The organism is Xanthomonas citri pv. citri, from assembly GCF_000961215.1.
GTDB lineage: Bacteria > Pseudomonadota > Gammaproteobacteria > Xanthomonadales > Xanthomonadaceae > Xanthomonas > Xanthomonas cissicola.
Genome location: NZ_CP008998.1, coordinates 2,368,358 through 2,394,223 on the forward strand (window position 1 = coordinate 2,368,358; position 25,866 = coordinate 2,394,223).

At 63.9% G+C, this 25,866-nt stretch carries 23 protein-coding genes and 3 tRNA genes; 16 read left to right on the forward strand and 10 right to left on the reverse strand.

The features are described 5' to 3' along the window. Positions 1–7: 7 nt before the first annotated feature. Complete coding sequence (locus AMD14_RS10795; protein WP_011051298.1) at positions 8–832, reverse strand: alpha/beta fold hydrolase; 825 nt, start codon at positions 830–832, stop codon at positions 8–10. 782 nt (positions 833–1,614) lie between these two features. Continuing rightward, a complete protein-coding gene (locus AMD14_RS10800; protein ID WP_011051299.1) occupies positions 1,615–2,949 on the reverse strand; it encodes an Nramp family divalent metal transporter in 1,335 nt (444 codons plus the stop codon). Between the two features lie 142 nt (positions 2,950–3,091). Between AMD14_RS10800 and mntR the strand changes: the two genes are divergently transcribed. The 3 genes from mntR (at position 3,092) to orn (ending at position 4,727) form a co-directional block, all read left to right on the forward strand. Then, positions 3,092–3,559, forward strand: coding sequence for a manganese-binding transcriptional regulator MntR (mntR, locus tag AMD14_RS10805; RefSeq protein WP_003482839.1), 468 nt, complete (start codon positions 3,092–3,094; stop codon positions 3,557–3,559). Continuing rightward, a complete protein-coding gene (gene tadA / locus AMD14_RS10810; RefSeq protein ID WP_015463158.1) occupies positions 3,556–4,071 on the forward strand; it encodes a tRNA adenosine(34) deaminase TadA in 516 nt (171 codons plus the stop codon). Before mntR ends, tadA begins: the two co-directional genes overlap by 4 nt. Before the next feature lie 71 nt (positions 4,072–4,142). After that, positions 4,143–4,727: an oligoribonuclease gene (gene orn, locus AMD14_RS10815; RefSeq protein WP_003482835.1), complete on the forward strand. Its 585-nt coding sequence runs from the start codon at positions 4,143–4,145 to the stop codon at positions 4,725–4,727. Positions 4,728–4,939: 212 nt separating this feature from the next. Here the strand turns inward: orn and AMD14_RS10820 are convergent, their stop codons facing one another. Beyond that, positions 4,940–5,932 carry a mechanosensitive ion channel family protein gene (locus AMD14_RS10820; protein ID WP_005915721.1) on the reverse strand — a complete coding sequence of 331 codons (993 nt, stop codon included), beginning with the start codon at positions 5,930–5,932 and terminating at the stop codon, positions 4,940–4,942. Beyond that, entirely contained in the window at positions 5,932–8,310 is a 2,379-nt protein-coding gene (gene ppsA, locus AMD14_RS10825) for a phosphoenolpyruvate synthase (RefSeq protein ID WP_015463160.1), read from the reverse strand. The genes AMD14_RS10820 and ppsA overlap by 1 nt, the downstream gene beginning before the upstream one ends. A 142-nt stretch (positions 8,311–8,452) precedes the next feature. On the opposite strand from ppsA, the gene ppsR reads away from it, so the two are divergent. The 3 genes from ppsR (at position 8,453) to AMD14_RS10840 (ending at position 10,530) form a co-directional block, all read left to right on the forward strand. After that, entirely contained in the window at positions 8,453–9,274 is an 822-nt protein-coding gene (gene ppsR, locus AMD14_RS10830; RefSeq protein WP_003482830.1) for a posphoenolpyruvate synthetase regulatory kinase/phosphorylase PpsR, read from the forward strand. 187 nt (positions 9,275–9,461) lie between these two features. Beyond that, positions 9,462–9,971, forward strand: coding sequence for a DUF1249 domain-containing protein (locus AMD14_RS10835; RefSeq protein ID WP_003482827.1), 510 nt, complete (start codon positions 9,462–9,464; stop codon positions 9,969–9,971). Positions 9,972–10,041: 70 nt separating this feature from the next. Beyond that, positions 10,042–10,530 carry an NUDIX hydrolase gene (locus tag AMD14_RS10840; RefSeq protein ID WP_005915716.1) on the forward strand — a complete coding sequence of 163 codons (489 nt, stop codon included), beginning with the start codon at positions 10,042–10,044 and terminating at the stop codon, positions 10,528–10,530. Between the two features lie 362 nt (positions 10,531–10,892). Here the strand turns inward: AMD14_RS10840 and AMD14_RS10845 are convergent, their stop codons facing one another. Next, positions 10,893–11,651 carry a 3-hydroxybutyrate dehydrogenase gene (locus tag AMD14_RS10845; protein ID WP_005933499.1) on the reverse strand — a complete coding sequence of 253 codons (759 nt, stop codon included), beginning with the start codon at positions 11,649–11,651 and terminating at the stop codon, positions 10,893–10,895. An 84-nt stretch (positions 11,652–11,735) separates the two neighbouring features. Here AMD14_RS10845 and AMD14_RS10850 point away from each other — a divergent pair, with 84 nt between their 5' ends. From AMD14_RS10850 to AMD14_RS10870, 5 genes are all read left to right on the forward strand, one after another. Further along, positions 11,736–12,398, forward strand: coding sequence for a CDP-alcohol phosphatidyltransferase family protein (locus AMD14_RS10850; RefSeq protein WP_171843840.1), 663 nt, complete (start codon positions 11,736–11,738; stop codon positions 12,396–12,398). 54 nt (positions 12,399–12,452) lie between these two features. Next, complete coding sequence (phaE, locus tag AMD14_RS10855) at positions 12,453–13,679, forward strand: class III poly(R)-hydroxyalkanoic acid synthase subunit PhaE (RefSeq protein ID WP_015463162.1); 1,227 nt, start codon at positions 12,453–12,455, stop codon at positions 13,677–13,679. After that, entirely contained in the window at positions 13,676–14,752 is a 1,077-nt protein-coding gene (locus AMD14_RS10860) for a class III poly(R)-hydroxyalkanoic acid synthase subunit PhaC (RefSeq protein ID WP_011051304.1), read from the forward strand. The genes phaE and AMD14_RS10860 overlap by 4 nt, the downstream gene beginning before the upstream one ends. Before the next feature lie 115 nt (positions 14,753–14,867). Further along, positions 14,868–15,065 (forward strand): PspC domain-containing protein, encoded by a 198-nt coding sequence (locus AMD14_RS10865; protein WP_005915706.1) that lies wholly within the window; start codon positions 14,868–14,870, stop codon positions 15,063–15,065. An 8-nt stretch (positions 15,066–15,073) separates the two neighbouring features. Beyond that, entirely contained in the window at positions 15,074–15,550 is a 477-nt protein-coding gene (locus tag AMD14_RS10870; protein ID WP_015463163.1) for a hypothetical protein, read from the forward strand. Here the strand turns inward: AMD14_RS10870 and AMD14_RS10875 are convergent. Then, positions 15,508–16,719: an NAD(P)/FAD-dependent oxidoreductase gene (locus AMD14_RS10875; protein WP_011051306.1), complete on the reverse strand. Its 1,212-nt coding sequence runs from the start codon at positions 16,717–16,719 to the stop codon at positions 15,508–15,510. The genes AMD14_RS10870 and AMD14_RS10875 overlap by 43 nt on opposite strands. Before the next feature lie 192 nt (positions 16,720–16,911). On the opposite strand from AMD14_RS10875, the gene AMD14_RS10880 reads away from it, so the two are divergent. Both AMD14_RS10880 and AMD14_RS10885 read left to right on the forward strand, forming a co-directional pair. Continuing rightward, entirely contained in the window at positions 16,912–17,139 is a 228-nt protein-coding gene (locus AMD14_RS10880; RefSeq protein ID WP_003482809.1) for a hypothetical protein, read from the forward strand. A 102-nt stretch (positions 17,140–17,241) separates the two neighbouring features. After that, on the forward strand, positions 17,242–19,602 hold the full coding sequence (locus AMD14_RS10885; protein WP_011051307.1) for a Tex family protein: 2,361 nt from the start codon (positions 17,242–17,244) through the stop codon (positions 19,600–19,602). 636 nt (positions 19,603–20,238) lie between these two features. Here the strand turns inward: AMD14_RS10885 and AMD14_RS10890 are convergent. Continuing rightward, positions 20,239–23,622, reverse strand: coding sequence for a PAS domain S-box protein (locus AMD14_RS10890; protein ID WP_011051308.1), 3,384 nt, complete (start codon positions 23,620–23,622; stop codon positions 20,239–20,241). A 210-nt stretch (positions 23,623–23,832) separates the two neighbouring features. Further along, positions 23,833–24,213 (reverse strand): response regulator, encoded by a 381-nt coding sequence (locus AMD14_RS10895; RefSeq protein WP_003482806.1) that lies wholly within the window; start codon positions 24,211–24,213, stop codon positions 23,833–23,835. 138 nt (positions 24,214–24,351) lie between these two features. Here AMD14_RS10895 and AMD14_RS10900 point away from each other — a divergent pair. Both AMD14_RS10900 and AMD14_RS25030 read left to right on the forward strand, forming a co-directional pair. Then, positions 24,352–24,438, forward strand: a tRNA-Leu gene (locus tag AMD14_RS10900). A gap of 363 nt (positions 24,439–24,801) precedes the next feature. Continuing rightward, on the forward strand, positions 24,802–24,978 hold the full coding sequence (locus tag AMD14_RS25030) for a hypothetical protein (RefSeq protein WP_003482805.1): 177 nt from the start codon (positions 24,802–24,804) through the stop codon (positions 24,976–24,978). Positions 24,979–25,277: 299 nt separating this feature from the next. Here the strand turns inward: AMD14_RS25030 and AMD14_RS10910 are convergent. Together AMD14_RS10910 and AMD14_RS10915 are read right to left on the reverse strand one after the other, a co-directional pair. After that, a tRNA-Glu gene (locus tag AMD14_RS10910) sits at positions 25,278–25,353 on the reverse strand. Positions 25,354–25,400: 47 nt separating this feature from the next. Beyond that, positions 25,401–25,476 (reverse strand) — tRNA-Ala (locus tag AMD14_RS10915). Between AMD14_RS10915 and AMD14_RS24865 the strand changes: the two genes are divergently transcribed. Further along, positions 25,444–25,722, forward strand: coding sequence for a hypothetical protein (locus AMD14_RS24865; protein ID WP_075150010.1), 279 nt, complete (start codon positions 25,444–25,446; stop codon positions 25,720–25,722). The genes AMD14_RS10915 and AMD14_RS24865 overlap by 33 nt on opposite strands. The last annotated feature ends 144 nt before the right edge of the window (positions 25,723–25,866 follow it).

The following is a 25,866-nucleotide window of genomic DNA, read 5'->3' on the forward strand; positions in this document are numbered from 1 at the left end:
ACCTCGATCAGGCTTTTGCGAACGCCAACAGATCCTTGTTGAACTGGTCCGCATGGGTGACGGTCAGGCCGTGCGGCGCGCCGGCATAGATCTTCAATTCTGCATTCTTGATGATCTTGGCCGACATCTTGCCGGACGCATCGATCGGCACGATCTGATCGTCGTCGCCGTGTACCACCAGCGCCGGCACATCGATCTTCTTCAGGTCGGGCGTGTAATCGACTTCGGAAAATTCCCTGATGCAGTCGTACTGGCCCTTGTGCCCACCCAACATGCCTTGCAGCCAGAACGCATCGCGCATGCCCTGGGTAACCTTGTTGCCATCGCGGTTGGCGCCGAAGAACGGCGTGGTCAGGTCCTGGTAAAACTGCGACCGATCCTTGGCCACACCGTCGCGAATGCCGTCGAACACGCTCATCGGCAGGCCGCCCGGGTTGGTCGGGCTCTTGACCATCTGCGGCGGCACGGCGCCCACAAGCACCACCTTGGCCACGCGCTTGCTGCCATGCCGGCTGACGTAATGCGCCACTTCGCCACCGCCGGTGGAATGGCCCACCAGGATTGCGTCTTTCAGGTCCAGCGCCTCGATCACCGCAGCCAGATCGTCGGCGTAGGTATCCATATCGTTGCCGTCCCAGGTCTGCGATGAACGGCCGTGGCTGCGGCGGTCATGCGCAATCACGCGATAGCCGTGCTGGCCCATGAACAACATCTGCGCATCCCAGGCATCGGCGCTGAGCGGCCAGCCGTGCGAAAACACGACCGGTTGGCCCTTGCCCCAGTCCTTGTAGAAAATATTGGCGCCGTCGGGACGTTTGACGAAATTGGACATCTGCTTGACTCCGTGAGTGGACGAGTGGGGCGGCGAGGTGGATGGCATGCGCGTGGCCGCGGCAGCGCTGGCGAGATGTGGCAGCGATAACGCTGCCACGGCTGCCGTGCCGGAAATGAGAAAGTGGCGGCGCCCGGCATCGGCCGGATGCGCCTCGAACGGATCCATAAGAACTCCTGCGGGCGAGGGCATGCAGCCCGGCGGTCGCATGCGCGCGTTGGCGCGTCATGTCAGGCATGCCCAAGCAGCGCAAGGCCACTGCAGACAACGGACAGACCGGTGCATGCGCCAAGTAGAGCGCGTGAGGCACAAGGCAGATTGCACGCGCGTGCGCAGTGCACCCACTAGCGCAGAATGTAATCGATTCGCGCGATGCGCGGCCGTAATGGAAGAAGCGTAAACATGCGCACAGCGCTTGCAGCTGCCTCAAGCAAGTCCGGCGCGGTACTTCGCTCTTCAATAAGGTCACCGACACTTGTCTGGTTCGGCGTGCGCGCTGCTTGCAGGACCGTTGGCGGCATGGACGCCGCCATCGCGCCTACACGGACGTACCTGCGGCGTGTCCCGCGAGCGGCGATGGCACCGCGCCCTGAACTCAGTCGAGTTCGCTGAAGAGACCTTGCTCACCCATCCTTGCAGGACACGTTTTGTAATCTCTCAAGCATCACCAATAGCGATCGTGCGCGTTGAAGGGAAGAAAGCGCGACATCGTCTTCCACTTGTCCGGGCGATACGAAACAATTGATCGAACGCTGGCGCAATACCCGCGCCGATGCCGCATCTCAATGCAGCGCGGTATCCCACAGCAGCTTCAGATTGAGGCATACGATCACCGCAGCGATCACCCACGCGATGCGTACCAGCCATGCTGGCGCTACCAGCGCGCCCATCAACTGCCGATCGGACACGAAGCGCACCAGCGGAATCACCGCAAACGGCAGCTGCATCGACAACACCACCTGGCTGAGTACCAACAACCGCGCGGTACCGGCTTCGCCATACAGCCAGGTCACGATGACCACCGGCACGATCGCGATGCCGCGGGTGAGCAAGCGCCGTATCCATGGCGGCAGGCGTAATTGCAGGAAGCCTTCCATCACGATCTGCCCGGCCAGCGTTGCGGTCACGGTGGAGTTGATGCCCGAGGCGAGCAGCGCCACCGCAAACAGCGTCGAGGCCAGGCCGACGCCCAGCATCGGCGCCAGCAACGCATGCGCCTGTTCGATCTCCTGCACGTCGGTGCGGCCCTGCGCATGGAACACCGCCGCGGCCAGGATCAGGATCGAGGCATTGATGAACAGCGCGAACATCAACGCCACCGTGCTGTCGGTGACCGCCCAACGCAGCGCGGATTTCCGGCCGACATCGGTCCGTGGATACGCGCGCGTCTGCACGATCGACGAGTGCAGATACAGGTTATGCGGCATCACCGTCGCACCGATGATGCCGATCGCCAGATACAGCGCCTGCGGGTCGGTGACCACCTGCGCACGCGGGATGAAACCGCCCAGTACCGCCGCGATCGGTGGCGCGGCCAACGCGATCTGGATCCCGAAACACGCGAAGATGATCAGCAGCAGCGCGATCACGAAGGCTTCCAGCGCGCGGAAACCGCGGTTCATCAGCAACAACACCAGCACCACATCCACCGCGGTGATGATCGCGCCCATGGTGAGCGGAATCCCGAACAACAGCTTCAACGCAATCGCGGTACCGATGACCTCTGCCAAGTCGCAGGCGATGATGGCCAGCTCGCAAATGCCCCACAAGGCCAGATTGACGCCACGCGGATAACGCGCGCGACAGGCCTGCGCCAGGTCCAGCCCGGTGGCGATACCCAGCCGCGCCGACAGGCCTTGCAGCACGATCGCCATCAGGTTCGACAACAGGATCACCGACAGCAGCAGGTAGCCGAACTGCGAGCCGCCGGCCAGATCGGTGGCCCAGTTGCCCGGGTCCATATAGCCCACCGACACCATGTAGCCCGGTCCCAGGAAGGCCAGTAGGCGGGACCACCAATGGCCGCTGTTGGGCACAGAGACGCTGGCTTGGTGGTCGCCCAGACCGCCGATGGCGGTGGTTGACGATGGCGCTGAGGCGGCGGTGTCGGCGGACATGCACTCGGGTCGAAACGGGTTAAGCGCATGATATAGCAGTTGCTATGCTGTTGAGCATTGGCAATTTCAATCGTATTGATCTGCTGTGTGCTTCAAACTATGCGTCCCGGCATCGACGCCGGCGACGATGACGAGGAAGAGGGTGGGCAAGAGCGAAAAGGTGGAAGCGGCCGCGCCGGTCCTGATCGATGCGCAGGTGCACATGGAGAGCTTCCGTCAGGTGCGCGAAGCGCGCCGCGCCGAGCTGGTCGAAGACTACGTAGAGCTGATCTCGGATCTGCTGGTGGATGGCGGCGAGGCACGTCAGGTCGATATCGCTGCGCGCCTGGGCGTAGCGCAGCCCACCGTGGCCAAGATGCTCAAGCGGCTAGTGCGCGATGGTTGGGTCGTGCAGCGGCCCTACCGTGGGGTGTTCCTGACCCCGGCCGGTGAGGCGCTGGCCGCATCCAGCCGGCAGCGCCACCAGATCGTGGAGCGCTTCCTGCTTGCGCTGGGCATCGATGAAGCCACCGCGCGTCGCGACGCGGAGGGCATCGAACACCATGTCAGCGAAGCCACGGTTGCCGCGTTCGCCGCGTTCCTCGACCGCCAGGGCGGTTCGGCCACGTGAGCATGCCCACCGATGCGCCGACCGATACGCCGCACGCGGCGATCGACGTGCACTGGATGCAGCACGCCTTGCAATTGGCCGAGCGTGCCGAGCGCGACTATGACGAAATCCCGGTCGGCGCAGTGCTGGTCGATGCGCAAGGCAACGTGCTCGGCGAAGGCTGGAACTTCAATATCGCCAGCCACGATCCCAGCGCGCATGCCGAAATCGTGGCGATGCGCGAAGCCGGGCGCCGGCTGGCCAATCACCGCCTGATCGGCTGCACGCTCTACGTCACCCTGGAGCCGTGCGCGATGTGCGCGATGGCGATGATTCATGCGCGGATCGCGCGCGTGGTGTTCGCCGCCAGCGATCCCAAGACCGGCGCCTGTGGCAGCGTCTTCGACCTGCTGGCCGACCCGCGCCACAATCATCGCGTGCAGGTGTGCGGTGGCGTGCTGGCGGCCCAGGCGAGCTTGCGGCTGACCAACTACTTCAGGGCCAAGCGCGGCAAGCCGCCACTTGCGCCCTGAGCGACGTGGCCGCGGTATGATGCGCGCCCTCTTCAGCATCCGGCCGGCGACGGCCTCCACAGGACGGCGATATGGCAGAGAACCTTGCAGGCAACGACCGACTGATCTGGATCGATCTGGAAATGACCGGCCTGGATACCGATCGCGATTCCATCATCGAGATCGCCACCATCGTGACCGATGCGCAGTTGAACGTGCTTGCCGAGGGACCGGAACTGGCCATTGCGCATCCGCTGGAAACCCTGGAAGCGATGGACGAATGGAACCGCAATCAACATCGCCGTTCGGGTCTGTGGCAGCGCGTGATCGACAGTCAGGTGACCCACGCGCAGGCCGAAGCGCAGACGGTTGCATTCCTGAGCGAGTGGATCCGTGCCGGCGCCTCGCCGATGTGCGGCAACTCGATCTGCCAGGATCGCCGCTTCCTGCACCGCCAGATGTCGCGCCTGGAGCGCTATTTCCATTACCGCAACCTGGACGTGTCCACCATCAAGGAACTCGCGCGACGGTGGGCGCCGACGGTGGCCAACGGGTTCGCCAAGAGTTCGGCCCATACCGCCCTGAGCGATGTGCGCGATTCGATCGACGAGTTGCGCCACTATCGTCAGTTCATGGGTGCGCTTGGTGGCGATACCGCAGCGGGTGTGGAGAACTGAGAATCCGCAGGCATGTGTTGCGCACTGAAGTTCGAGCAGCAGGGTGGATCGTGTCGTCGGATGAAGTGTGCAGTGGGCGCACTTGAAGCACTCTCAGCATCGCTCTGCGCATTCCCGCACATACGAGCCTGAGCTATCCACACTCACAAAAAGGCCGCATCAATCGATGCGGCCTCTGTTTTTTCTACTGCGGTAATGCTGGGGACGCCGCATCAACGCGCCAGCGACGGCCCCTTGCTCAGGTCGCCATCGTCGGCGATGCCTTTCAGCAACAGGCCGGAGATCGGCTTGCCATCGGCATCGTGGTGATACACGTGCAGGTCGCGCTGCGGGTAGGGGATGTTGAGTCCGTTTTCCAGCAACTGGTTGCGGATCTGCTCCAGCGTGGTGCTCTTGGCGGCGCCGAAGTTGCCGTTGGTCGCATACGCGAACAACATCAGGTCGACCGTACTCTCGCCCAGGTTGGTCACCTGCACGAATGGTGCAGGCGACTCCAGGATGTTCGGGTTGTCCTTGGCGATCTGCAGCAACAACTGCTGCGCTTTCTTCAGATCGTCTTCATAGCCCACGCCGACCGTCACTTCCAGGCGGCGGTTGGGCAAAGTGCTGTAGTTGACGATGGGGGCAGTGGTAATCGTGCTGTTTGGCAGGGTGATCATGCGTTCGTCGAACGAACGGATCCTGGTCTGGAAGATCCGGATCTCGTCGACGATGCCTTCCTGGCCGGCAATCAATACGTGGTCGCCATCGCGCATCGGCCGCAGCACGATGAGCATCACGCCAGCAGCGATGTTGGACAGCGAATCCTTCAGCGCAAGGCCGACCGCCAGGCCTGCTGCGCCGAGCACTGCGATCAGTGAGGTCGGTGGCACACCGATCTGACTCAACGCGCTGACGAACACCAACACCAGCAACAACGCGTACATCACGTTGCGCAGGAAGTTGGTGAGCGTGATCTCGACGCGTGCGCGGGTAAGCGCGCGGTGCAACCACTGACTGAGTTGCCGGGCCAGCCACATGCCGACCACGACGATCAGCAGTGCCACCCCCCAATTGACCGCGTACTGCGCCCACGGGATGGCGGCCCAATTGAAGGCCGGCTCGCTGGTCGCGGCCGGCTTCGCGGCTGCCGCTCCTGCTGCCGCAACCGGTTTTGCAGCAGCTGCTCCTGCAGCTGCCGCCCACATTGCACCCATCGGTCCCATCAGCCCTCGCTCTTGAGCTTGGCCAGACGCAGCCAGGTGTCGACCACGGTATCGGGATTCAACGACACCGATTCGATTCCTTCCTGCATCAGCCACTCGGCCAGCTCCGGGTGGTCGGACGGCCCCTGGCCGCAGATACCCACGTACTTGCCCTTGGCGCGCGCCGACTTGATCGCCATCGACAGCAGCTTCTTCACCGCCGGGTTCCGCTCGTCGAACAGGTGCGCGACGATCGACGAATCGCGATCCAGGCCCAGGGTGAGCTGGGTCAGGTCGTTGGAGCCGATCGAGAAGCCGTCGAAGATCTCCAAGAACTCGTCGGCCAGCAGCGCGTTGGACGGCAGCTCGCACATCATGATGATCTTCAGCCCGTTCTCTCCCTGCTTGAGCCCGTTCTGCTCCAGCACTTCGATCACCTTGCGACCTTCTTCCAGCGTGCGCACGAACGGGATCATCACCCAGAGGTTGTCCAGGCCCATCTCGTTACGCACCTTCAGCACCGCCTTGCACTCCAGCGCGAACGCCTTGGTGAAGGAGGGATCGACATAACGGCTGGCGCCGCGGAAGCCGATCATCGGGTTTTCTTCATGCGGCTCGTAACGCGAACCGCCGATCAGGTTGGCGTATTCGTTGGACTTGAAGTCCGACAGACGGACGATCACCGTATTGGGCGCAACCGACGCGGTCAGCGTGGCGATACCTTCGGCCAGGCGATTGACGTAGAAGCTCACCGGATCGCCGTAACCGGCAATCTTGGCGTCGATCTTCTTGCGGACGTCGGCGTCCTGCTTGTCGTATTCCAGCAGCGCGTTCGGGTGGATGCCGATGTGCGCGGCGATGATCATCTCAAGACGCGCAAGACCAATGCCGGCATTGGGCAACTGGCCGAAGTCGAAGGCCCGCTCCGGGTTTGCCACGTTCATCATGATCTTGAGCGGGGCAGGCGGCATGTTGCCCAGATCGGTGGTGGTGCGCTCGAACGGCAGCAGGCCATCGTAGATGAAGCCGGTGTCGCCTTCGGCGCAACTGACCGTCACTTCCTGGCCGTCGCTGAGCACGTCGGTGGCATTGCCCGAGCCCACCACCGCCGGCACGCCGAGCTCACGCGCGATGATCGCTGCATGGCAGGTGCGGCCGCCGCGGTTGGTGACGATGGCAGAGGCGCGCTTCATCACCGGCTCCCAATCGGGGTCGGTCATGTCCGCGATCAACACATCGCCAGCCTGGACGCGATTCATGTCGTCCAGCGAGCGCACCACGCGTGCCACGCCGCTACCGATCTTGGCACCGACGGCGCGGCCTTCGGCCAGGATCTTGGCGCCCTTGGCTTCCAGCGCAAACCGTTCGATCTGGGTCGCATGACTGCGCGACTTCACCGTCTCCGGACGCGCCTGCACGATGAACAGCTTGCCGCTGACCCCGTCCTTGGCCCACTCGATGTCCATCGGGCGGCCGTAATGCTTTTCGATCACCAGTGCCTGCTTGGACAGTTCCTGCACGTCTTCGTCGCTGATCGAAAAGGTGCTGCGCAGTTCCACCGGCGTGTCTTCGGTGCGCACCCGTTCGCCGGGCACATCCGAATAGACCATGCGAATGGCCTTGCTGCCGAGCGAGCGGCGCAGGATCGCCGGCTTGCCTGCAGTGAGCGTGGGCTTGTAGACATAGAACTCGTCCGGGTTGACCGCGCCCTGCACGACCATTTCGCCCAGGCCGAAGCTCGATGTGACGAACACCACGTCGCGGAAACCGGATTCGGTGTCCAGCGTGAACAACACGCCTGCCGCGCCTACGCCCGAGCGCACCATCAACTGCACGCCGGCCGACAGGAACACGTCTTCATGCTTGAAGCCGTGATGCACGCGATAGGCAATCGCACGATCGTTGTAGAGGCTGGCGAACACTTCCTTGACCTTGTGCACCACATCGTCGGCGCCGGTCACATTGAGGAAGGTCTCCTGCTGGCCTGCGAACGAGGCGTCCGGAAGGTCCTCGGCGGTTGCCGAGGAGCGCACGGCCACGGCAACGTCGCCGCCGCCGTTCTCGGCGCACAACTGGGCGTAGGCGCTTCGGATGTCGCGGTCCAGGTCCGGCTGCAGTGGGGCATCGATCACCCAGCCGCGGATTTCCTTGCCGGCCAGCGTGAGTGCATTGACGTCTTCGACATCCAGCGTTGCCAGCCTGTCGAAGATGCGCTTGGACAGATCGTTGTGCGCGATGAAGTCCTTGAAAGCTTCCGCGGTGGTCGCATATCCACCAGGAACCGAGACGCCCAACCCAGCCAGGTTGCCGATCATCTCGCCAAGCGAGGAATTTTTACCGCCCACGCGGGCCAGGTCGGCCAGGCGTAGCTCATGCAACCACAGGATATTCTCGTTCAAGCGCGATGCTCCGTAAGGCCATCGCCCGAGCGGGCTGAATGGCCGCGACCGTAGGAAGAAGCCGCTATGATGCAGTGCACAGCGGAACCTGCACAAGCATGAATCCGTAAGTTTTGGACACCAGTTCAAAGAGGTGGTCTTGATGTCAACAATTCGGCCGGTGTTTTACGTCTCCGATGGAACCGGTATCACCGCTGAAACGATTGGGCATAGCCTGCTCACGCAGTTCAGCGGTTTCAACTTCGTCACCGACCGCATGTCGTTCATCGATGATGCAGATAAAGCGCGCGATGCGGCCATGCGCGTGCGCGCCGCAGGCGAGCGGTACCAGGTGCGCCCGGTCGTGGTCAATTCGTGCGTCGATCCACAATTGAGCATGATCCTGGCCGAAAGTGGCGCGCTGATGCTGGATGTCTTCGCACCCTTCATCGAGCCGCTGGAGCGCGAGCTCAATGCGCCGCGTCATTCGCGTGTGGGCCGCGCGCACGGCATGGTCGACTTCGAAACCTATCACCGCCGCATCAACGCAATGAACTTCGCGCTGAGTCATGACGATGGCATTGCGCTCAATTACGACGAGGCCGATGTGATCCTGGTGGCGGTGTCGCGCGCGGGCAAGACACCGACCTGCATCTATCTGGCCTTGCATTACGGCATTCGCGCCGCCAACTATCCGCTCACGGACGAAGATCTGGAAAACGAGCAGTTGCCCCCGCGGTTGCGTAATTACCGCAGCAAGTTGTTCGGCTTGACCATCGATCCTGAGCGGTTGCAGCAAATTCGTCAGGAGCGGCGCGCCAATTCGCGCTACAGCGCGGCAGAGACCTGCCGGCGCGAAGTGGCGATCGCCGAGCGCATGTTCCAGATGGAGCGCATTCCCTCGCTCAGCACCACCAATACCTCGATCGAAGAAATCTCCAGCAAGGTGTTGTCCACTCTGGGCTTGCAGCGCGAGATGTTTTGATCGGGGATCAGGCTTGGCAGCCGCCTCGCGGGTCTTGCGAGCGTGCGCATCGGATGGAGATCTAAAGATGCCATTGCGCGGCGGCTGGGAGAGCAAAGCGGGCGGGGCAGTGCTCCACCAAGGTAGGCCTGTCGTTGGGCCCCCGTCAATGCTGCCCGTGCGGCGGCGCAGCGTGTAGGATCGGTCCATGGCGCAAGCACTGAGCAAACTCGAACGTATTCCCAAACTGAGCCGCTTCGGCTGGCTGATGGGCTTGTACGCAGAAAACTTCCAACATCTGACCCGGTTATTTGCCCCGGCCGATCTGGCGCCGGGCTCCTACGTGTCCTCGATCGGCGATGGCCTGAACCTGCGGCTGGACGTGATCGAGTGCCACCGCTACACGGTGGAACTGCGCCTGACTTACGACCTGTGCGACCCGGTCACCGGCGAGCCGGACCCGTCGGCGTATGTGAGGCTGTACCGCGATGCGCGCCAGGCCGAGACCACGCATTGCTATGTCGGTCGGCGCTGGCAGGACGTGATGGGCATGTTCCCGCCGCCGGCCGAGCTGATCAGCCACCGCATGCGCATGAATACGTTCCTGGGCAAGTGGCTGGAGTACCTGGCCGAACGCGGACACGGCGTTGCGACCCTGCACCTGGATACCGATCGCGTGGCACCGCCGCGCCCGAACCCGCGGGCCGCCGTCGGCTGAGCCGGCGTTGCCGCCGCGTGCGGCGTGCCGCTTCAGTCATACTGATGCGCTTCGTGTCAGATCGCATGCCATGCCCTATACCCCGATTGTCGCCACGCTCGGCTACCTGTTGTCGCCGGACGGCACCCAGGTGCTGATGATCCATCGCAATGCCCGCCCCGGCGACCAGCATCTGGGCAAATACAACGGCCTGGGCGGCAAGATGGAGCCGGACGAAGACGTGCTGGCTTGCATGCGCCGCGAGATACGCGAGGAAGCCGGCGTCGACTGCGGCCGGATGCAGTTGCGCGGCACCATCAGCTGGCCGGGCTTCGGCAAGCAGGGCGAAGACTGGCTGGGCTTCGTGTTCCTGATCCACAGCTTCGAGGGCACACCGCACACCTCCAATCCGGAGGGGACGCTGGAGTGGATCGCGATCGAGCGGATGGATCAGGTGCCGATGTGGGAAGGCGACCGCAATTTCCTGCCGCTGGTATTTGATGGCGACCCGCGCCCGTTCCACGGCGTCATGCCGTATCGCGACGGGCGCATGCAGTCGTGGACATATTCGCGGATCTGATCGCTGCACGTGCACGGCACGTGGAGTGCGTGCCGCCGGCACTGCGCCGGCAGATATCTAGCCGGGCCCGACTGCTGTAGATCGACGTCCTCGGTGCGGGAGATAGATCGGCGCACCAGCGCTTGACGTCCGATCGGCGAGCCGTGCTGGCTGGCAGCGCAGCACCCAATGCCAGCCAGGCTCAACCTTGCGGCGTTGAACATTGAGCGTCGGGGAGCCTCTCGGTTTTCCGCGGAACGGCAGGCCTCGCCCACTTCTCCACACCCCCTGTGGATGGACGCTGCGCAAGTCTGTGGACAAGTGCGCGGCCCCCTTATGCCATCTGGTACGCGTGGCGGCTGGTCAAAATTTCGCCAGCGTGATCATTGTGCCGTCCAGCCCCCATCGATGGCGAGGGCTTGCCCGGTGATATTGCGGGCGGCATGCGACATCAGAAACGCCACGGTGCCGGCCAGCTCGTCGTAGTCGATGAAGGCGCCCTTGGGCATCGGCTTGAGCATCACATCGCGCACCACGGCGTCCTCGGTGATGCCGCGGATGCGCGCCTGATCGGCAATCTGCCGTTCCACCAGCGGCGTACGCACATAGCTGGGGCAGAGCGTGTTGACGGTGATGTCGCAATCGGCGGTTTCCAGCGCGATGACTTTGGCCAGGCCGACCAGGCCATGCTTGGCGGCCACATACGCACTTTTGTATGGGCTGGCCACCAGCGAGTGGATGCTGCCGATATTGACGATGCGGCCATAGCCGGCCGCGCGCATGCCGGGCAGCACGGCGCGACTGAGGCGTGCGGCGCCGGTGAGCATCACATCCACCAGCAGCGCCCACTGCTGCATCGGGAACTCCTCAAGTGCGGCCACATGCTGCAGGCCGGCGTTGTTCACCAGTACCTGCGGGGCGCGTGATGCACTGGCCAGTGCCTGCGCGATGCTGTCTGCATCGGTCACGTCCAACGCCAGCGCCTCCGCCGAGCCGCCTGCCTGGCGCAACGCATCCGCCGTGCGCTCGGCGGCCGCCAGCTGCACATCGCTGACGAGCAGATGATGGCCGTCGGCCGCCAGTTGGGTGGCGATACCGGCGCCAATGCCGCTGCCCGCGCCGGTGATCAGGATGCTGTGCATCGGATGTCCTCGTGAAGTCGTGCGCGGCCGGGAGCGGTCACGCGGATCGCCAGCCTAGCCGAGTGCAGCGAAACGGTCGCCTGCATGGCGCGCGCGCGTTACCCTTTGTGTCTTGCTCACCTTAGGTTCCGCATGAAACGCCATTTTTCGATGCTGCGCGATTTCCAACTCGCGGACTGGTTCACGCTTGCCAACGCGTTCTGCGGCACCGGCGCGGTGTTTGCGGCCATGCGGTTCCTGCAAGAGGGGCATCGCGGCGATCTGCTGCTTGGCATGGCATTGATCCCGCTGGCGTTCGTGTTCGATGCGCTGGATGGGCACGTGGCGCGCTGGCGCAAAGCGTCTTCCACGCTGGGCCGCGAACTGGATTCGTTGGCGGACGTGGTCTCCTTCGGCGTGGCGCCGGCGGCGCTGGGCTATGCCTGCGGCATGCGCGGCGGTTGGGACTGGCTGGTGCTGAGCTATTTCGTCTGCTGCGGGGTCAGCCGGCTGGCGCGCTACAACGTCACTGCCGAAGAGATCGCTGGCGAGGCCGACAAGGTGCCGTACTTCGAAGGCACGCCCATTCCGACCAGCCTGGTACTGGTGATCCTGCTCGCGGTTGCCGCCAGCAGCGGGCATATCGGCGACACCTTGTGGTGGGGCCAATGGCAGCTGGGGCCTTGGCAGTTGCATCCGCTGGTGCTGCTGTTTGCGGTGTCCGGCTCGCTGATGATCAGCAAGACGCTGCGTATCCCCAAACCCTGAGCGGCACACCGCTACGCACGCGGTAGGATGGCTGGGTAGAGGTCACTGGATGGGATGATGGCAAGCAGCGGTTCGGACAACGGCAACTTCGACGACAAGGCGCGCCAATACTGGGCTGCCTGGGGAGATGCCATGCGCCACGGCCAGGCCGGCGCCGCTGCGCAACAACCACCGCCCACGTCCGGTAGCGACGCCCCGCAGGATTGGCGCAAGGCCGTGGATTGGTGGTCGCAATTGCTGCCCACCCAGGCCGCCCCGCAGGCGCAGGAGGCCATCGACCGCTTTCGCACCCAGGCCGGCGACTGGTTTGGCACCATGCAGCAGGTGGCCGCGCAGTTTGCCGGGCGCGACACCTCGGCCAATGAAGTCGCCGATGCCTGGCGCCAGGCCGTACAAGGGCAGGGTGAGCAGCTGATGCAGTGGACGCTGGGTTCGCTGCGCGGCGGCAGCCCGGGCGGGTTCGACCCGTGGCTGCAGGACGCGGCGCAAGCGCTGCAAAAGTGGCGCGAGGAAAATGCGCCTTGGCTGGACATGCCGGCGTTCGGGTTGAACCGCAACCACCAGTCGCGCCTGCAGAAACTGGCACGCGCGCAGCAGGAGTTCCAGGCCCAGTCGGAGGCCTATGGCGAGCAACTCAAGGCGGCGATCGAGCAGGCGTTTGCGCGCTTCGCGTCCAGGCTGAGCGAGCACGAGAGCAGCGGCAGCCAGTTGACCAGCGCCCGCGCCCTGTTCGATCTATGGATCGAAGCGGCCGAAGAGTCCTATGCCGATGTTGCCTTGTCGGAGCAGTTCCGCAAGGTGTACGGCGGCTTTGCCAACGCGCACATGCGCCTGCGCGCTGCGCTGCAGGAAGAGGTCGAGCAACTCAGCGAACGCTTCGGCATGCCCACACGTTCGGAGATGGACGCCGCGCATCGCCGCATTGCCGAACTGGAACGCCTGGTCAGGCGGATGCTGCGTAACGCAGCTTCGCCGGCGAGCAAGCCCGCTGCAGCGGCGCAGCCTGCACCGGTGACACCGGCAGCGGGCAAGCGCGCGTCGTCCGCCGGGGCCAGCGCTGTTGCGCGGCCGGCCGGGGCAGAACGGGCAGTCAAGCAGGGTGCATCGAAGAAGGCACCCGTCGACAAGACCGCGACGAAAAAGGCGGCTCCGAAAAAGGCGCCAGCCGTTTCTAAGCCGACGAAAACGACCTCGCCCAAGAAGCATGGTGGCGCGACATCCTCGCCCGAGCTTGCGGCCCGCAAACCCGTCGCAGCTAAAAAACGTGGAGCGCAGGCATGAAAGGTCCGTTGGGATTCAGCGCCGAAGACCTGATGCAGGAAACCCTGTCGATGCAACGCAAGTTGCGCGAAGGACTCAAGCTGCTGCCGGGCGTGGACGATGTGGATTACGGCGTCACCGAGCGCGAAGAAGTCTGGCGCGACGGCAAGGTGGTGCTATATCGCTTCATCGGCGAGCAGGCGCCGGTGGCCAAGACGCCGCTGCTGATCGTCTATGCATTGGTCAATCGCCCCTACATGGTCGATCTGCAGGCGGATCGCTCGCTGGTGAAAGGGCTATTGAGTCACGGCCAGGACGTCTACGTGCTGGATTGGGGCTACCCGGACCGCTCCGAGCGCTACCTTACCCTGGAAGATTATTTGCTGCGCTACATCGACGGCGCGGTGGATCATCTGCGCGCGCAGTCGGGGTTGCAAGCGGTGGATGTGCTCGGCATCTGTCAGGGCGGAACGTTCTCGTTGTGCTACGCCGCGCTGCAGCGCGACAAAGTGCGCAACCTGATCACCATGGTGACGCCGGTGGATTTCCATACTCCCGACAACATGCTGTCCAACTGGGCACGCATGGTCGATGTGGATCTGTTCGTGGACACCATGGGCAACGTGCCCGCGGATCTGATGAACGCCAGTTACCTGATGCTCAAGCCGTTCCGGCTCAACCTGCAGAAATACGTGGGCCTGCTCGACATCCTCGACGACAAGCAGGCGCTGGAAGATTTTCTGCGCATGGAAAAGTGGATTTTCGATTCGCCCGACCTGGCGGGCGAGGCTTTCCGCGAATTCGTCACGGTGTTCTATCAGCGCAACGGGCTGGTCACCGGGCAGGTGAGCATCGCGGGGCAGGCGGTCGATCTGCAGGCGCTCGACATGCCGGTGCTGAATATCTACGCCGAACACGACCACCTGGTGCCGCCGGACGCTTCACGGGCGCTAGGAGGACTGGTCGGCAGCGACGACTACAGCGAACTGAGCTTCCGTGGCGGGCATATCGGAATCTACGTCTCCGGGCGTGCGCAGCGCGAGGTTCCAGTGGCAATCCATCGCTGGCTGCAGGCACGTGGCGGCAATGCCTGAGATCGCTGCCTGCACGCCGTGCAGGTGACGCTGCGCTGAGCAGGCCAGACGGCCGTCACGATCCGCAGCGGCCGCGTTTTCTAGACTGTTGGCTACGTTCTGCAGGAGGCTTGCCATGTCTACCACCACGCTGTCCCGCTCCCTCAACGACCGCATGATCGCCGGCGTCGTTGGCGGCATTGCGCGCCGTTTTGGCTGGAGCTCCACGCTGCTGCGCATTTTGTTTGTGATCGTATCGATCGCCTCGGCCGCGTTTCCCGGCATCCTGGTCTATCTGATCCTGTGGCTGCTGATCCCCAACCAGGCCGATTGAAGCCGGTAATGCGCGGGCTGCCTGCATTGCAGGCGCTTGGCGCGGTATGGACGCTGCCCAATACCTTGATCGGGCTCGCGATCGGCGCGGCCGGGTGGAGTTTTGGTGCGCGTCCCGTCTGGTCGCCGCAGGAACGCGCCGTGGTCTTCCACGCCTGGCCATGGGGCCCGGGTGGCGCGATGACATTGGGCAACGTGATCCTGCTGAAAGGTGCATCGCTCGACCTGCAGTGCAGTACCTACGCGCACGCTGCAGGCCGTTGCCAGCATCCACCGGTGCGCTTGGGCGACCACGAGCGCGCGCATGTCTATCAGTACATGCTGCTGGGGCCACTGTTTTTGCCCGTGTATTTTCTGTGCGGCGGCATCCACGTGCGCAACCCGCTGGAGCGGGCTGCCGATACGTATGCGATGCATGGCCATGGTTGGTGGCCGTGGGGGCCTCAGCCCAGGCGCGAGAAGCCGAACAATCCGGACAGCGCATGAGGCGTGCCCTCCAGTTGTGCGCGCAATAAGCCCGCACCAATGGCGCTATAGGTAATTCCGTTGCCGCCATAGGCCATCGCGAACGACACGCGCGGCCCGAGTTCGGCATGCGGCCCGAAGAACGGCAATCCATCGGCAGTCTCTGCGAAAGTGCCGGCCCATGCGAACGCTGGGCGCAGTCGCATATCGGGCATGGTCTTGCCAATTTTCTTCAGCAGCGTCTTGAGCTTGCTCTGCACGCGTGCGTCGCGGCGCGCGGGAATGTCGATGTTGTCGTCTTCTCCGCCAGCGACCACGCGCCCGTCCGGTGTGCTGCGCACGTACAGATACGGGCGCGCGGTTTCCCACATCATGGTGTGCTTGAGCGCGCCCATGTCGCTGTCGTGCAGGGGGTCGGTCACGAAGGCGTAGCTGCTGCGATTGCGCGCCACCGGCTGCGAGAGCCAGCGCTGGTTGCCATAGCCGGCCGCCAGGATCACGTGACGGGCACGCACGCTCACACCGTCTTCGGTGCGCAGGTCGACGTGCGGGTCGTGCGGTTCGATCGAGGCGATGGCGGTGCGGTCGTGGATGCGTGCGCCGTACTGCTCGCACTCGGAAAACAGGCGGTAGCAGAGGCGGTACGGGTCCACGCTGGCGGCCAAGCGGCTCAGGATCGCGCCATCCGAATGCACGCCGTAGTTGTGCCAGAGCGGCTCGCGTTCGATCCATTCCACCGGCAGTTTGTGCGCCTTGCGGGTCTCCAGCTCGTTGCGCAGGTCTTTTATGTCGCGCGGGCGGCTGGCGTAGTACAGGCTGTCCTGGCGCGTGAAGTCGGTGCCGCCGAGGGTATTGCACAGGCCCTGCAGGTCGAGGATGGCTTGCGCGCAGGCGCCATACGCCAGCGCCGCGGCGGACATGCCGTACTGCTTGGCCAGTTCGATCATCGGCGTATCGATTTCGTACTGCAGCAAGGCGGTGCTGGCCGAGGTGCTCCCCCAGCCGATGTCGCGCTGTTCGATCACTACGACTTCATGGCCGTGGCGCAGCAATTCGTGCGCGATCAGCGCGGCGGTGACGCCACCACCGACGATGGCGACCTCGCATTGGGTGTCTTGCTCCAGGCGCGGGTAGGCGCGCATCAAGCCGTTGCGGATCGACCAGAACGGGTAGCCACTTTTGAGGTCCATGCGGTGTCGATCAGCGAGCAGGCGGATGGCGATTGACGGCCAAGCGGGGTGAAGCGGCCGTGAGGCGAGCCCGGCCTTGCCGCCGTCACCAAACGGCAAACAGCCGGCGTTAACGTGCGTGGAAAGCTCCTCACGGCGAGCTGGGTATCCTCCCGCCACAACGCAGCAACAGCAGCAGAAGAGGGTGTGGGTATGTCGATTGTCCTGTACGTCGGTGGCAGTAAAGATGGCGACAAGGGCGTGGTGCCTTACGGTTTCAGCAAGTCGCGTGCGATGACCGATGCTGGCCCGGAGGTGTATGTCGAACGCATGGTGCCGCTGAAGGATATGGGCAAGGTGCGCGTGATGGCGCTGGAATCGCTGCAGGAAAGCATTCTGGTCGAACGTGCCGCCACCCATTACGCACGTCAGGTCAGCTGAGCGCGGCTGCATAGGTTTACGGCGGCGTTGTCAACGGGTTTCCGTGGCGGGCCGGCACTGCGAAAATGCATTTTTCAGTGAAGCGGTTCACGCCGCGCCGTCATGCACGATAGCCAGCTTGCCCAGCAGATTGCTCGCACCATCGCCGATGAGATCGGTGCCCAACCCGCACAGGCGCACGCCGCCATCGCCCTGCTCGACGAGGGCGCCAGCGTCCCCTTCATCGCCCGCTACCGCAAGGAAGTGACCGGCGGCCTGGACGATACGCAACTACGCAATCTGGAAATGCGCCTGACCTATCTGCGCGAGCTGGAAGAGCGCCGCGCGGCGATCCTGTCCAGCATTGGCGAGCAGGGCAAGCTCAGCGACGAATTGCGCAACGAGATCGTGGCGGCCGACACCAAGTCGCGGCTGGAAGACCTGTACCTGCCCTACAAGCCCAAGCGCCGCACCCGCGCACAGATCGCGCGCGAAGCCGGGCTGGAGCCATTGGCCGATGGCCTGTTGGCGGACCCGACGCAGTCCCCGGACGTGGCCGCAGCAGCCTTCATCGATGCCGAAAAGGGCGTTGCAGACAGCAAGGCGGCGCTGGAAGGCGCGCGCGCCATCCTGATGGAGCGCTGGGGTGAAGATGCCGCACTGGTCGGTGAGCTGCGCAGCTGGCTAGGCGACAACGGCGTGATCCGCGCACGGGTCGCCGAGGGCAAGGAAGAGGCCGGTGCCAAGTATCGCGATTACTTCGATCACGCCGAAACGCTGGCGAAGATTCCCTCGCACCGCTTGCTGGCGCTGTTTCGCGCACGCCGCGAGGAAATCCTGTACCTGGATCTGGATCCGGGCAGCGACGCCGAGGCCGGGCACCAGTACGCCGAAGGCCGCGTGGCGCGCAATGCCGGTATCTCCAACGAAGGCCGTCCGGCCGATCGCTGGTTGCTGGATGCGTGCCGGCTGACCTGGCGCGCCAAGCTGCATATGCACTTGCTGTTGGACCTGTTCAATCAGGCGCGCGAGAAGGCCGAGGCCGAGGCGATCGCGGTGTTCGGCGACAATCTCAAGGACCTGATGCTGGCGGCGCCGGCAGGCCCGCGCGTGGTGCTTGGGCTGGATCCGGGCATCCGTACCGGTTGCAAGATCGCCGTGGTCGATGCCACCGGCAAGCTGGTGGCCACCGAAACGATTTATCCGCACGAGCCGAAGCGGCAGTGGGATCAGTCGCTGCAGACCATCAAAAAATTGTGCATGCAGCACAACGTGGAGCTGATCGCGATCGGCAACGGCACCGCCAGCCGCGAGACCGACAAGCTGGCCGGTGAGGCGATTGCGCTGTGCGGCGCGGCCAAATTACAGAAGGTGGTGGTGAGCGAGGCGGGCGCATCGGTGTATTCGGCCTCGGAGTTCGCGGCCAAGGAATTTCCGAATCTGGATGTATCGCTGCGTGGTGCCGTGTCGATCGCGCGCCGTCTGCAGGATCCATTGGCCGAACTGGTGAAGATCGAGCCCAAGGCGATCGGCGTGGGCCAGTACCAGCACGATGTGGATCAATACCGGCTGGCCAAGGCATTGGAAGCGCGGGTGGAGGACTGCGTCAACGCGGTCGGTGTGTACGTCAATACCGCCTCGGCGGCGTTGTTGTCGCGCGTGTCCGGGTTGTCGGGCACGGTAGCGGAAAATATCGTGCGTCACCGCGACGACAATGGCCCGTTCAAGCGTCGCAAGGACTTGCTCAAGGTGCCGCGGCTGGGCGACAAGACCTTCGAGCAATGCGCCGGTTTCCTGCGCATTGCCGATGGCGACGAGCCGCTGGACGTGTCGGCGGTGCATCCGGAAGCGTATCCGGTGGTCGAGCGCATCGTGAGCAGCACCGGCAAGCCGATCAAGGCATTGCTGGGCGACGGCAGTTTTCTGCGTGGCCTGAAGGCGGAGATGTTCACCGACGACCAATTCGGTGTGCCGACGGTGCGCGACATCCTCAAGGAGCTGGAAAAACCCGGCCGCGATCCGCGGCCCGAGTTCAAGGCGGCGCAGTTCGCCGAGGGCATCGAGGACATCAAGCACCTCAAACCGGGCATGGTGCTCGAAGGTGTGGTCAGCAATGTGGCCGCGTTCGGTGCGTTCGTCGATATCGGCGTGCATCAGGATGGACTGGTGCACATCTCGGCGTTGTCGGAAACCTTCGTCAAGGATCCGCGCGATGTGGTCAAGGCCGGCGACATCGTCAAGGTCAAGGTGCTGGAAGTGGATGTGGCGCGAAAGCGCATCGCGCTGACCTGCCGTTTGTCCGATACGCCGCCAGCGGCGGGTGGCTCTGCGCAACCGCGCGACGCTCGCGGCAGCGGTCCGGGGCAGGGCAGGCGCGATGGTGGTGGACGCGGTCAGGCGCAGGCCAACAGCAAACCGCGGATCACCGCACCGCCGGCAGACAATGCGCTGGCAGCGGCATTCGCGCGTGCCAAACGTAGCTAAGTCGCGCTTTTGATGGTTTGGTTGATCGGCGTGGTTCGGTGGCGTGGCATGGATCTAACGTCGTAATGGGCTGATCTGCGGTTTGGCTTAGATGTCTTAGCCGCAGATCATGATGAGATAGGTGTCGAGCCCCCCTAGTTGGTTTCTTTGGTAGCGGGTATGCCGCCCAAGGTCCTTGGGGGGATCTGCGGCTTGGCTGCAGGGCCCTTGCCCGCTCACCATCGCAGGACACGCTGCAAGTACGTCCTTGTAAGCTCCTTGGCGCATCCATGCCGCCAAGGGTCCCGCGACGGTGAGCGGGCAAGGACCAGTAGAGTTGGTCGGTATGCAGAGTTTTCAAAGCAGCTAACAACCAACGACGCGGTGTTCCTCGCTTTTCAACAGGCCCAGCAAACTGTCTGGTGCGGTGTCCTTGCCGCTTGCAGGACCGTTGGCGGCACGGATGCCGCCATCGAGCCCCCAAGGACGGGTTCACGGCGTGTCCTGCGAGCGGCGAGGGCACCGCGCATTCGGCCAAGCAAGCTTTTCACTCTCTCAGCGCTGTAGAAAGTGAACGTACCCGATGCCGCGAGGTTTCGTTGATTTGGTCGATCAACGACAAGGTGCTGGCCAGCCATGCTCTGGCGCTATCAGGCCTCATCTCGTACTGCGCGTCGGCAAGATCACGCGTTCGATCAGATCGACCAGGCCGGGTGGTTCCACCGGCTTGCCCATGTGCGCATCGAAGCCGGCCACTACCGCGCGGTCGCGGTCTTCTTCGCGGACATAGGCGGTGAGGGCGACGGCCGGAATATGCCGTGGCAGATCGGCGCGGCCCGAACGCACCGTGCGGATCAGATCGTAGCCATCGCGCAACGGCATCGCGATATCGCTGACCAACACATCGAAGTGCGCGCTCGCCAGGCAGTGCTCGGCCGCGTCCACCGACCCGGCAGCCTGCACCTGCGCGCCGGCCAGCATCAGGAACTGCATCACCGCTTCGCGCGAATCCTGATCGTCGTCGACCAGCAGGACGCGCACACCAGCGAGGCGGTCGCGGCATTCGTCCGGCAGCGCGCCCACGTGGGTGGTATCTGCCGAGGCAGGGCGCAGGTCGCTGACCCCGTGCTGGAACGGCAACACGATGGTAAATAGCGCACCCTGGCCTTCGCCCGCGCTGGAGGCGCCCAGGCTGCCGCCATGCAGGTCCACCAACTGACGCGAGATCGACAGGCCCAACCCCAGGCCGCCCACGCGCCGGGTAGTGCCTGCATCGGCCTGACGAAAACGGTCGAACACATGCGGCAAAAAATCCGCCGCAATGCCGATCCCGGTGTCCTGTACGCACAGGCGCAGGCGCTCGTCTTCGACGTCCATCGTCACTCGCACCGTGCCGCCGGCAGGGGTGAACTTCAGCGCATTGCTGAGCAGGTTGGTCAGCACCTGCTGCAGTCGCCCGGCATCGCCGAAGAACCACAATTCGCCATCGCAAGGCGCATCCAGCTCCAGTGCGATCTTGCGCGTCAACGCGGCCGGCTGCATGAGTTCCAACACGCTGCGCACCAACCCTGCGATATCGAAATGCTCGGCCTGCAGGCGGATCTTGCCGGACAGGATCGCGCTCATATCCAGCAGGTCGTCGATGATCTGCGTCTGCGCGCGCGCACTGCGTTCGATGATCACCAGGCCCCGGCCCAGATTGGCCGGATCTGCGATGTCCGATTGCATCAACCGGGACCAGCCCAGGATCGCGTTGAGTGGCGTGCGCAACTCATGGCTGAGCGTTGCCAGGAATTCGTCCTTGACCCGGTTGGCATGCTCGGCCTGCGCGCGCGCGGCGGTTTCCGCCTGCAACGACAGCTTGAGCTTGGCATCCACCCGGGTGCGTTCGATCACGATGCCGGCCAGGTGCGAAGCCGAGCGCGCCATTGCCTGCTCGCGCAAGGACGGTAGGTGAGGGCGGTCGTAATAGATATTGAGCGTGCCCAACACCTGTCCGTTGCTGGCCAGGATCGGGGTGACGCAACACGCCGCGATGCCCATCGCCGCCGAGATCGCATGGTGGGCGCTGAAGCTTGCATCGGCCTGGATATCGCTGCAGATCACCTGACGACCCAGATGTGCAGACAGGGCGCAGGGCGGACCCTCCGGCCCGATTGGCGAGGGCTCGAAGTGCCCGCGGTACTCGATCGGAAAATGCGGTGCCGAGCCGAAACTCAATGTATGGCGGACCTCATCGCGCACCATCACCGAGCAGTACAACGGGATTTCACCGCGCGCCTCCACGCTCAATGCGATCGCATCCAGCACCACCGGCAACGGCGCACCGGTGGTGATCAAACTCAGGATCGCCCGGTCGGAGGCGGTGGCATCTTCGATGTGCTTGCGTTCGGAGATGTCGGTGAGCGAGCCGATGTGTCCCAGAAAACGTCCGTCGCTGGCGAAGTGCGGCGATGCGGTGTCGATGCACCATCGGTATTGCCCGTCGTGGCGGCGCACGCGGTATTCGGCGAGGAATTCGCCGCGTTGCTCGAGTGCCTGTTCGAAGGCATGCCGCACGCGTGCTGCATCGTCGGGATGCATCACATCCCACCAGCCCTGGTCCAGTGCCTGGTCTTCCCCCTGTCCGGTGAAGTTGTACCAGCGCGGATTCCAGTACACGCAATCGCCTTGCGCGTCGGCCATCCAGATCATCGCTGGCACCGTCTCGCAGAGCGCACGGAAGCGCACTTCGCTTTCGCGTAGTTGCTGCTCGAATGCGCGCCGGTCATGAATGTCGGTGTAGGTACCGATCCACTCGCTGATGCTGCCATCGTCGCCGCGCACCGGTAGCGCGCGCACCAGGTGCCAGCGCGATTGCCCATCGTGACGCAGCAGTTCGCACTCCACCTCGAGAGCGCGCTGGCCCTTCAATGCCAGGCTCCAGGCGTGCTCGGACAGGCGCAGACCATCGGCAGTGTGCGCGCGGTGCCAGGCGGCATCTTCGTTGTTGGAAGGATCCAGGCCGGTGTACTCGTACCAGCGCTGGTTGAAGTAGTGCGGCCGTCCGTCCGGATCGGCGATGAAGATGATCTGCGGGAGCGTATTGGCGAGGCGGCGCAGGCGCGCTTCGTTGGCCGCGAGTTGCTGCTGCGCCTTGGCCCGTTGCATCGATTCCCAGCAGCGTGCCACAACCAATCGCACCAGTTCGATCTCCGCCGACAGCCAGCGCCGCGGTGCGCGTTGATGGACGCCGATCGCTGCCACCAATCGGTCGTGCTTGTGCAACGGAATGGCCAGCGAGGCGCGCAAGCCCGAGCGGCGGTACTGCTCGGCCACATAGTCTGGCGCACCCGGCGCCAGCGCATCGGTCGTGAACCAGGGGCGGTTTTCCAGCAGCGCATCGCGCAGGCCCCGTGCCGCCTCCAGTGGGAAATCGCCTTGCAGGCTCGGCATGTCCTGCACATGGTCGCTGATGACATGCATGGTGCTGCCATCGGCAGCGACCAGGCCGAATGCGCAACGGTTCGCCTGCAGATGCTCGCCGAGCAAGCGCACGCTGGTGTCGATGATCTGCCGCGGATCGGACACGTGCTGCAGTGCGTCTTCGAGCATCAATAAAAAACTGTCGCGGCCATCGCTGCGGCGTTGTTCGTCGACATCAGCCGTTGAAACAGCAACCCCGATGTAGAGCGCGCCCAACTGCTCGCCCGTTTGCAGCACTGGGCTGCATGACCAGCTTGCCAGATCCAGGGCGATTGTCGCTGCTGGCTCGCCATCGCCATCGGATGCACATGTCAGCGCCGCAAGCGGCTGCCCGAAGGCCGCCGGATGGCGTGGCCCCAGTCGTGCAATGCAGGCATCGTTGTAGATGCAGCGGTCGTCGCGGCCCCATACGAGCAGCATCGGAACTTGCGCATGCAGGCAGATCGATAGTGCTGTGCGTAGCGCAGGGCTATCGCCCAGCAGCGCGTCCGCAGGATGCACTGACGCGGCTAGCATTGCTGCGGTTTCGCTCGTCTCCGGCAGCAAGCCGGCCAACGGCGACACGGCGATATCCATCCAGCGACCCGCCCGTCATTCTTCGATGGCAAATTCTAGTAGCAACCGGCCCGGCGCCGCTGATACCGCGCAAACGGCGATTCAGCTAATCGCTGCCCGTACACCCAAAACAGCGCGTCGGTGGCAGGATGAGGGGGTGTTAGAGACGGCATGCGTGCCGCACCGGGCGGTGGCACCTGGGCGGGCTGGCAGGTGCGCCCGTGCTGCTGCTCAGCCCTCAGCGCCGCGCGACTCGCGCGCTTTGGACAATGCGCCAACCAGTTCTTCGGACAGATACGGCTTGATCAGGATGACGCCACGTTCGAAACCGCTCGGGATGCTGCCGATGGCAACGCCGGTCGCCAGTACGAACGGAATACCGCGCTCCGACAACAGGCGTGCGACCGGTTCGCTGGTTTCGCCATTGCCCAAGCGATAGTCCAGCACTGCGATATCCGGTGCGTCGTCGGCGATCAGTTGCAAAGCATCGCGCACCTCGCCGACCGGGCCCATGACGACGGCACCCGCCTGAACAAGCTGCAGATCGAGCAGCATGGCATTCATGTCATCGTTTTCGACCACGAGTACCCGAACTCCACGCAACACCGACATTGCTTACTCCTTCACTAAGTCGGCCAGTATATCGGGACTGCCTGGACACAGCGCTGCAGACCCCGCTTGCACCTGAATTCGTCAGGCGCAAACTGACACTGTTCGTTTCAACAACAAGTCGCTATACTGCGCAGCCACGCCGAAGTGGCGGAATCGGTAGACGCAGCGGACTCAAAATCCGCCGCCCTTAAAAGCGTGTGGGTTCGAGTCCCACCTTCGGCACCAAGTTGTTGCAGCACCAGCGAAAGCCCTTCTGGAGAAGTCCGGTGGGGCTTTTTGCTGTGTGGCGTTTCGGCGGGGTGTGGGGCTTGATCGCGGCGCGGACAGCGAGGCTGGCGACCGTCAGTGCGGTCCAGCTGAGCGCCAAGGCGGGACGTGATCGGCGCGCGGTGCAGGACTGGCTGGCGCCGGGGGCGATTCGCTTGCAAGTGCACCTGCGTGGCGCAGATGCCTGATTGTCCGCACGCCCACGCATCAGGCACACAACTGCCGTGCGCCATGCGGTGCGCAGGTCACGGATGACGTTGCAGGCACGCGACCATCACGCCGCTTGCGTACCTTGGGAGTTTCTTTTGAACAGGTGGCCCCATGGACTTCGATGCTTCGCAACAGCTACGCATCCTGCGCGACATCCACGACACCAAGCCGGTAGCCGACGAAGAGGGAAACTGGGCGGTACGCGCCGGCTATGCCACGCAAGCCGAAGATGGCGACATCGACCTGACGCACGAGGGCCGCAAGGCGCTGGATAGCGGGCAGACCTGAGGTGTTCGGCAGAGTGCACTGCATGGCTGGCTTCGAAATCGAACAGAAACTCTACTCATCTCATCGCAATAGCGTGCGATGGGCCCTGCGCCGCACTCGGAACGGATTGCGAGGTGGCGATGATTGGCTAGCGATGTAGCGGCTTGCGAGTGCGTAGAGAAGTGTTGCATGCGGGCTTCATCAGCGAGAAGCGCTCGCACGACTACTGATCCCACTTCGCAATGGACGCGACATACGTCGTAGACGCAGGTCAGGGACAGGCAAGAAAAAACCCCGGCAGTGCCGGGGCTTTAGATGATTGGCGTCCCCACGGGGATTCGAACCCCGGTGTCCACCGTGAAAGGGTGGTGTCCTAGGCCTCTAGACGATGGGGACGCGTATCAAAACCTCGTTATCCACTTGAGACGGCCTAATGTCTGAAATGGTGGAGCCAGGCGGGATCGAACCGCCGACCTCCTGCATGCCATGCAGGCGCTCTCCCAGCTGAGCTATGGCCCCGCGTTGCTGCGAGCCGGCAATCATAGCGACATCGCCACGCGATGGGAAGTGGCTGGGCAAAAATTTGCAGCAAGAGCGCATCTGCCAGGGCAACTGCAAGGCCGCCCGCGTCGGGTGCGGCGATTGAACGGCAGTGGCGCGCACCCGGAACGCTTCAAGCCGTCAGTCTTTGGTGTTCGCGGCGCAATGAATCGCTGTGACAGCGATATCGGCGCACTGGATGCGTCGATGCCAGTGTGCGCGTGATTCGACAGCTGTCGATTTGCGAGCCAACGGCTCTGACGGGCCGGGCGTCAGGTTCGCTGCATCTGGTTTACAAGCAACACCCGATCTCGCGTCCCTCGCTCGTCGTCATCGACGGCATGCGTGAGCGCGATCATCGCGCACACT

What these genes read in the sequence shown, in the direction of transcription:
- AMD14_RS10795 (WP_011051298.1), bottom strand. Translation starts at nt 832, where the DNA reads ATGTCCAATTTCGTCAAACGTCCCGACGGCGCCAATATTTTCTACAAG.
- AMD14_RS10800 (WP_011051299.1), bottom strand. Translation starts at nt 2,949, where the DNA reads ATGTCCGCCGACACCGCCGCCTCAGCGCCATCGTCAACCACCGCCATC.
- orn (WP_003482835.1), top strand. Translation starts at nt 4,143, where the DNA reads ATGGCAGAGAACCTTGCAGGCAACGACCGACTGATCTGGATCGATCTG.
- AMD14_RS10820 (WP_005915721.1), bottom strand. Translation starts at nt 5,932, where the DNA reads ATGGGACCGATGGGTGCAATGTGGGCGGCAGCTGCAGGAGCAGCTGCT.
- ppsR (WP_003482830.1), top strand. Translation starts at nt 8,453, where the DNA reads ATGTCAACAATTCGGCCGGTGTTTTACGTCTCCGATGGAACCGGTATC.
- AMD14_RS10835 (WP_003482827.1), top strand. Translation starts at nt 9,462, where the DNA reads ATGGCGCAAGCACTGAGCAAACTCGAACGTATTCCCAAACTGAGCCGC.
- AMD14_RS10840 (WP_005915716.1), top strand. Translation starts at nt 10,042, where the DNA reads ATGCCCTATACCCCGATTGTCGCCACGCTCGGCTACCTGTTGTCGCCG.
- AMD14_RS10845 (WP_005933499.1), bottom strand. Translation starts at nt 11,651, where the DNA reads ATGCACAGCATCCTGATCACCGGCGCGGGCAGCGGCATTGGCGCCGGT.
- AMD14_RS10850 (WP_171843840.1), top strand. Translation starts at nt 11,736, where the DNA reads ATGGCGCGCGCGCGTTACCCTTTGTGTCTTGCTCACCTTAGGTTCCGC.
- phaE (WP_015463162.1), top strand. Translation starts at nt 12,453, where the DNA reads ATGATGGCAAGCAGCGGTTCGGACAACGGCAACTTCGACGACAAGGCG.
- AMD14_RS10860 (WP_011051304.1), top strand. Translation starts at nt 13,676, where the DNA reads ATGAAAGGTCCGTTGGGATTCAGCGCCGAAGACCTGATGCAGGAAACC.
- AMD14_RS10865 (WP_005915706.1), top strand. Translation starts at nt 14,868, where the DNA reads ATGTCTACCACCACGCTGTCCCGCTCCCTCAACGACCGCATGATCGCC.
- AMD14_RS10870 (WP_015463163.1), top strand. Translation starts at nt 15,074, where the DNA reads ATGCGCGGGCTGCCTGCATTGCAGGCGCTTGGCGCGGTATGGACGCTG.
- AMD14_RS10875 (WP_011051306.1), bottom strand. Translation starts at nt 16,719, where the DNA reads ATGGACCTCAAAAGTGGCTACCCGTTCTGGTCGATCCGCAACGGCTTG.
- AMD14_RS10880 (WP_003482809.1), top strand. Translation starts at nt 16,912, where the DNA reads ATGTCGATTGTCCTGTACGTCGGTGGCAGTAAAGATGGCGACAAGGGC.
- AMD14_RS10885 (WP_011051307.1), top strand. Translation starts at nt 17,242, where the DNA reads ATGCACGATAGCCAGCTTGCCCAGCAGATTGCTCGCACCATCGCCGAT.
- AMD14_RS10890 (WP_011051308.1), bottom strand. Translation starts at nt 23,622, where the DNA reads ATGGATATCGCCGTGTCGCCGTTGGCCGGCTTGCTGCCGGAGACGAGC.
- AMD14_RS10895 (WP_003482806.1), bottom strand. Translation starts at nt 24,213, where the DNA reads ATGTCGGTGTTGCGTGGAGTTCGGGTACTCGTGGTCGAAAACGATGAC.
- AMD14_RS25030 (WP_003482805.1), top strand. Translation starts at nt 24,802, where the DNA reads ATGGACTTCGATGCTTCGCAACAGCTACGCATCCTGCGCGACATCCAC.
- AMD14_RS24865 (WP_075150010.1), top strand. Translation starts at nt 25,444, where the DNA reads ATGCAGGCGCTCTCCCAGCTGAGCTATGGCCCCGCGTTGCTGCGAGCC.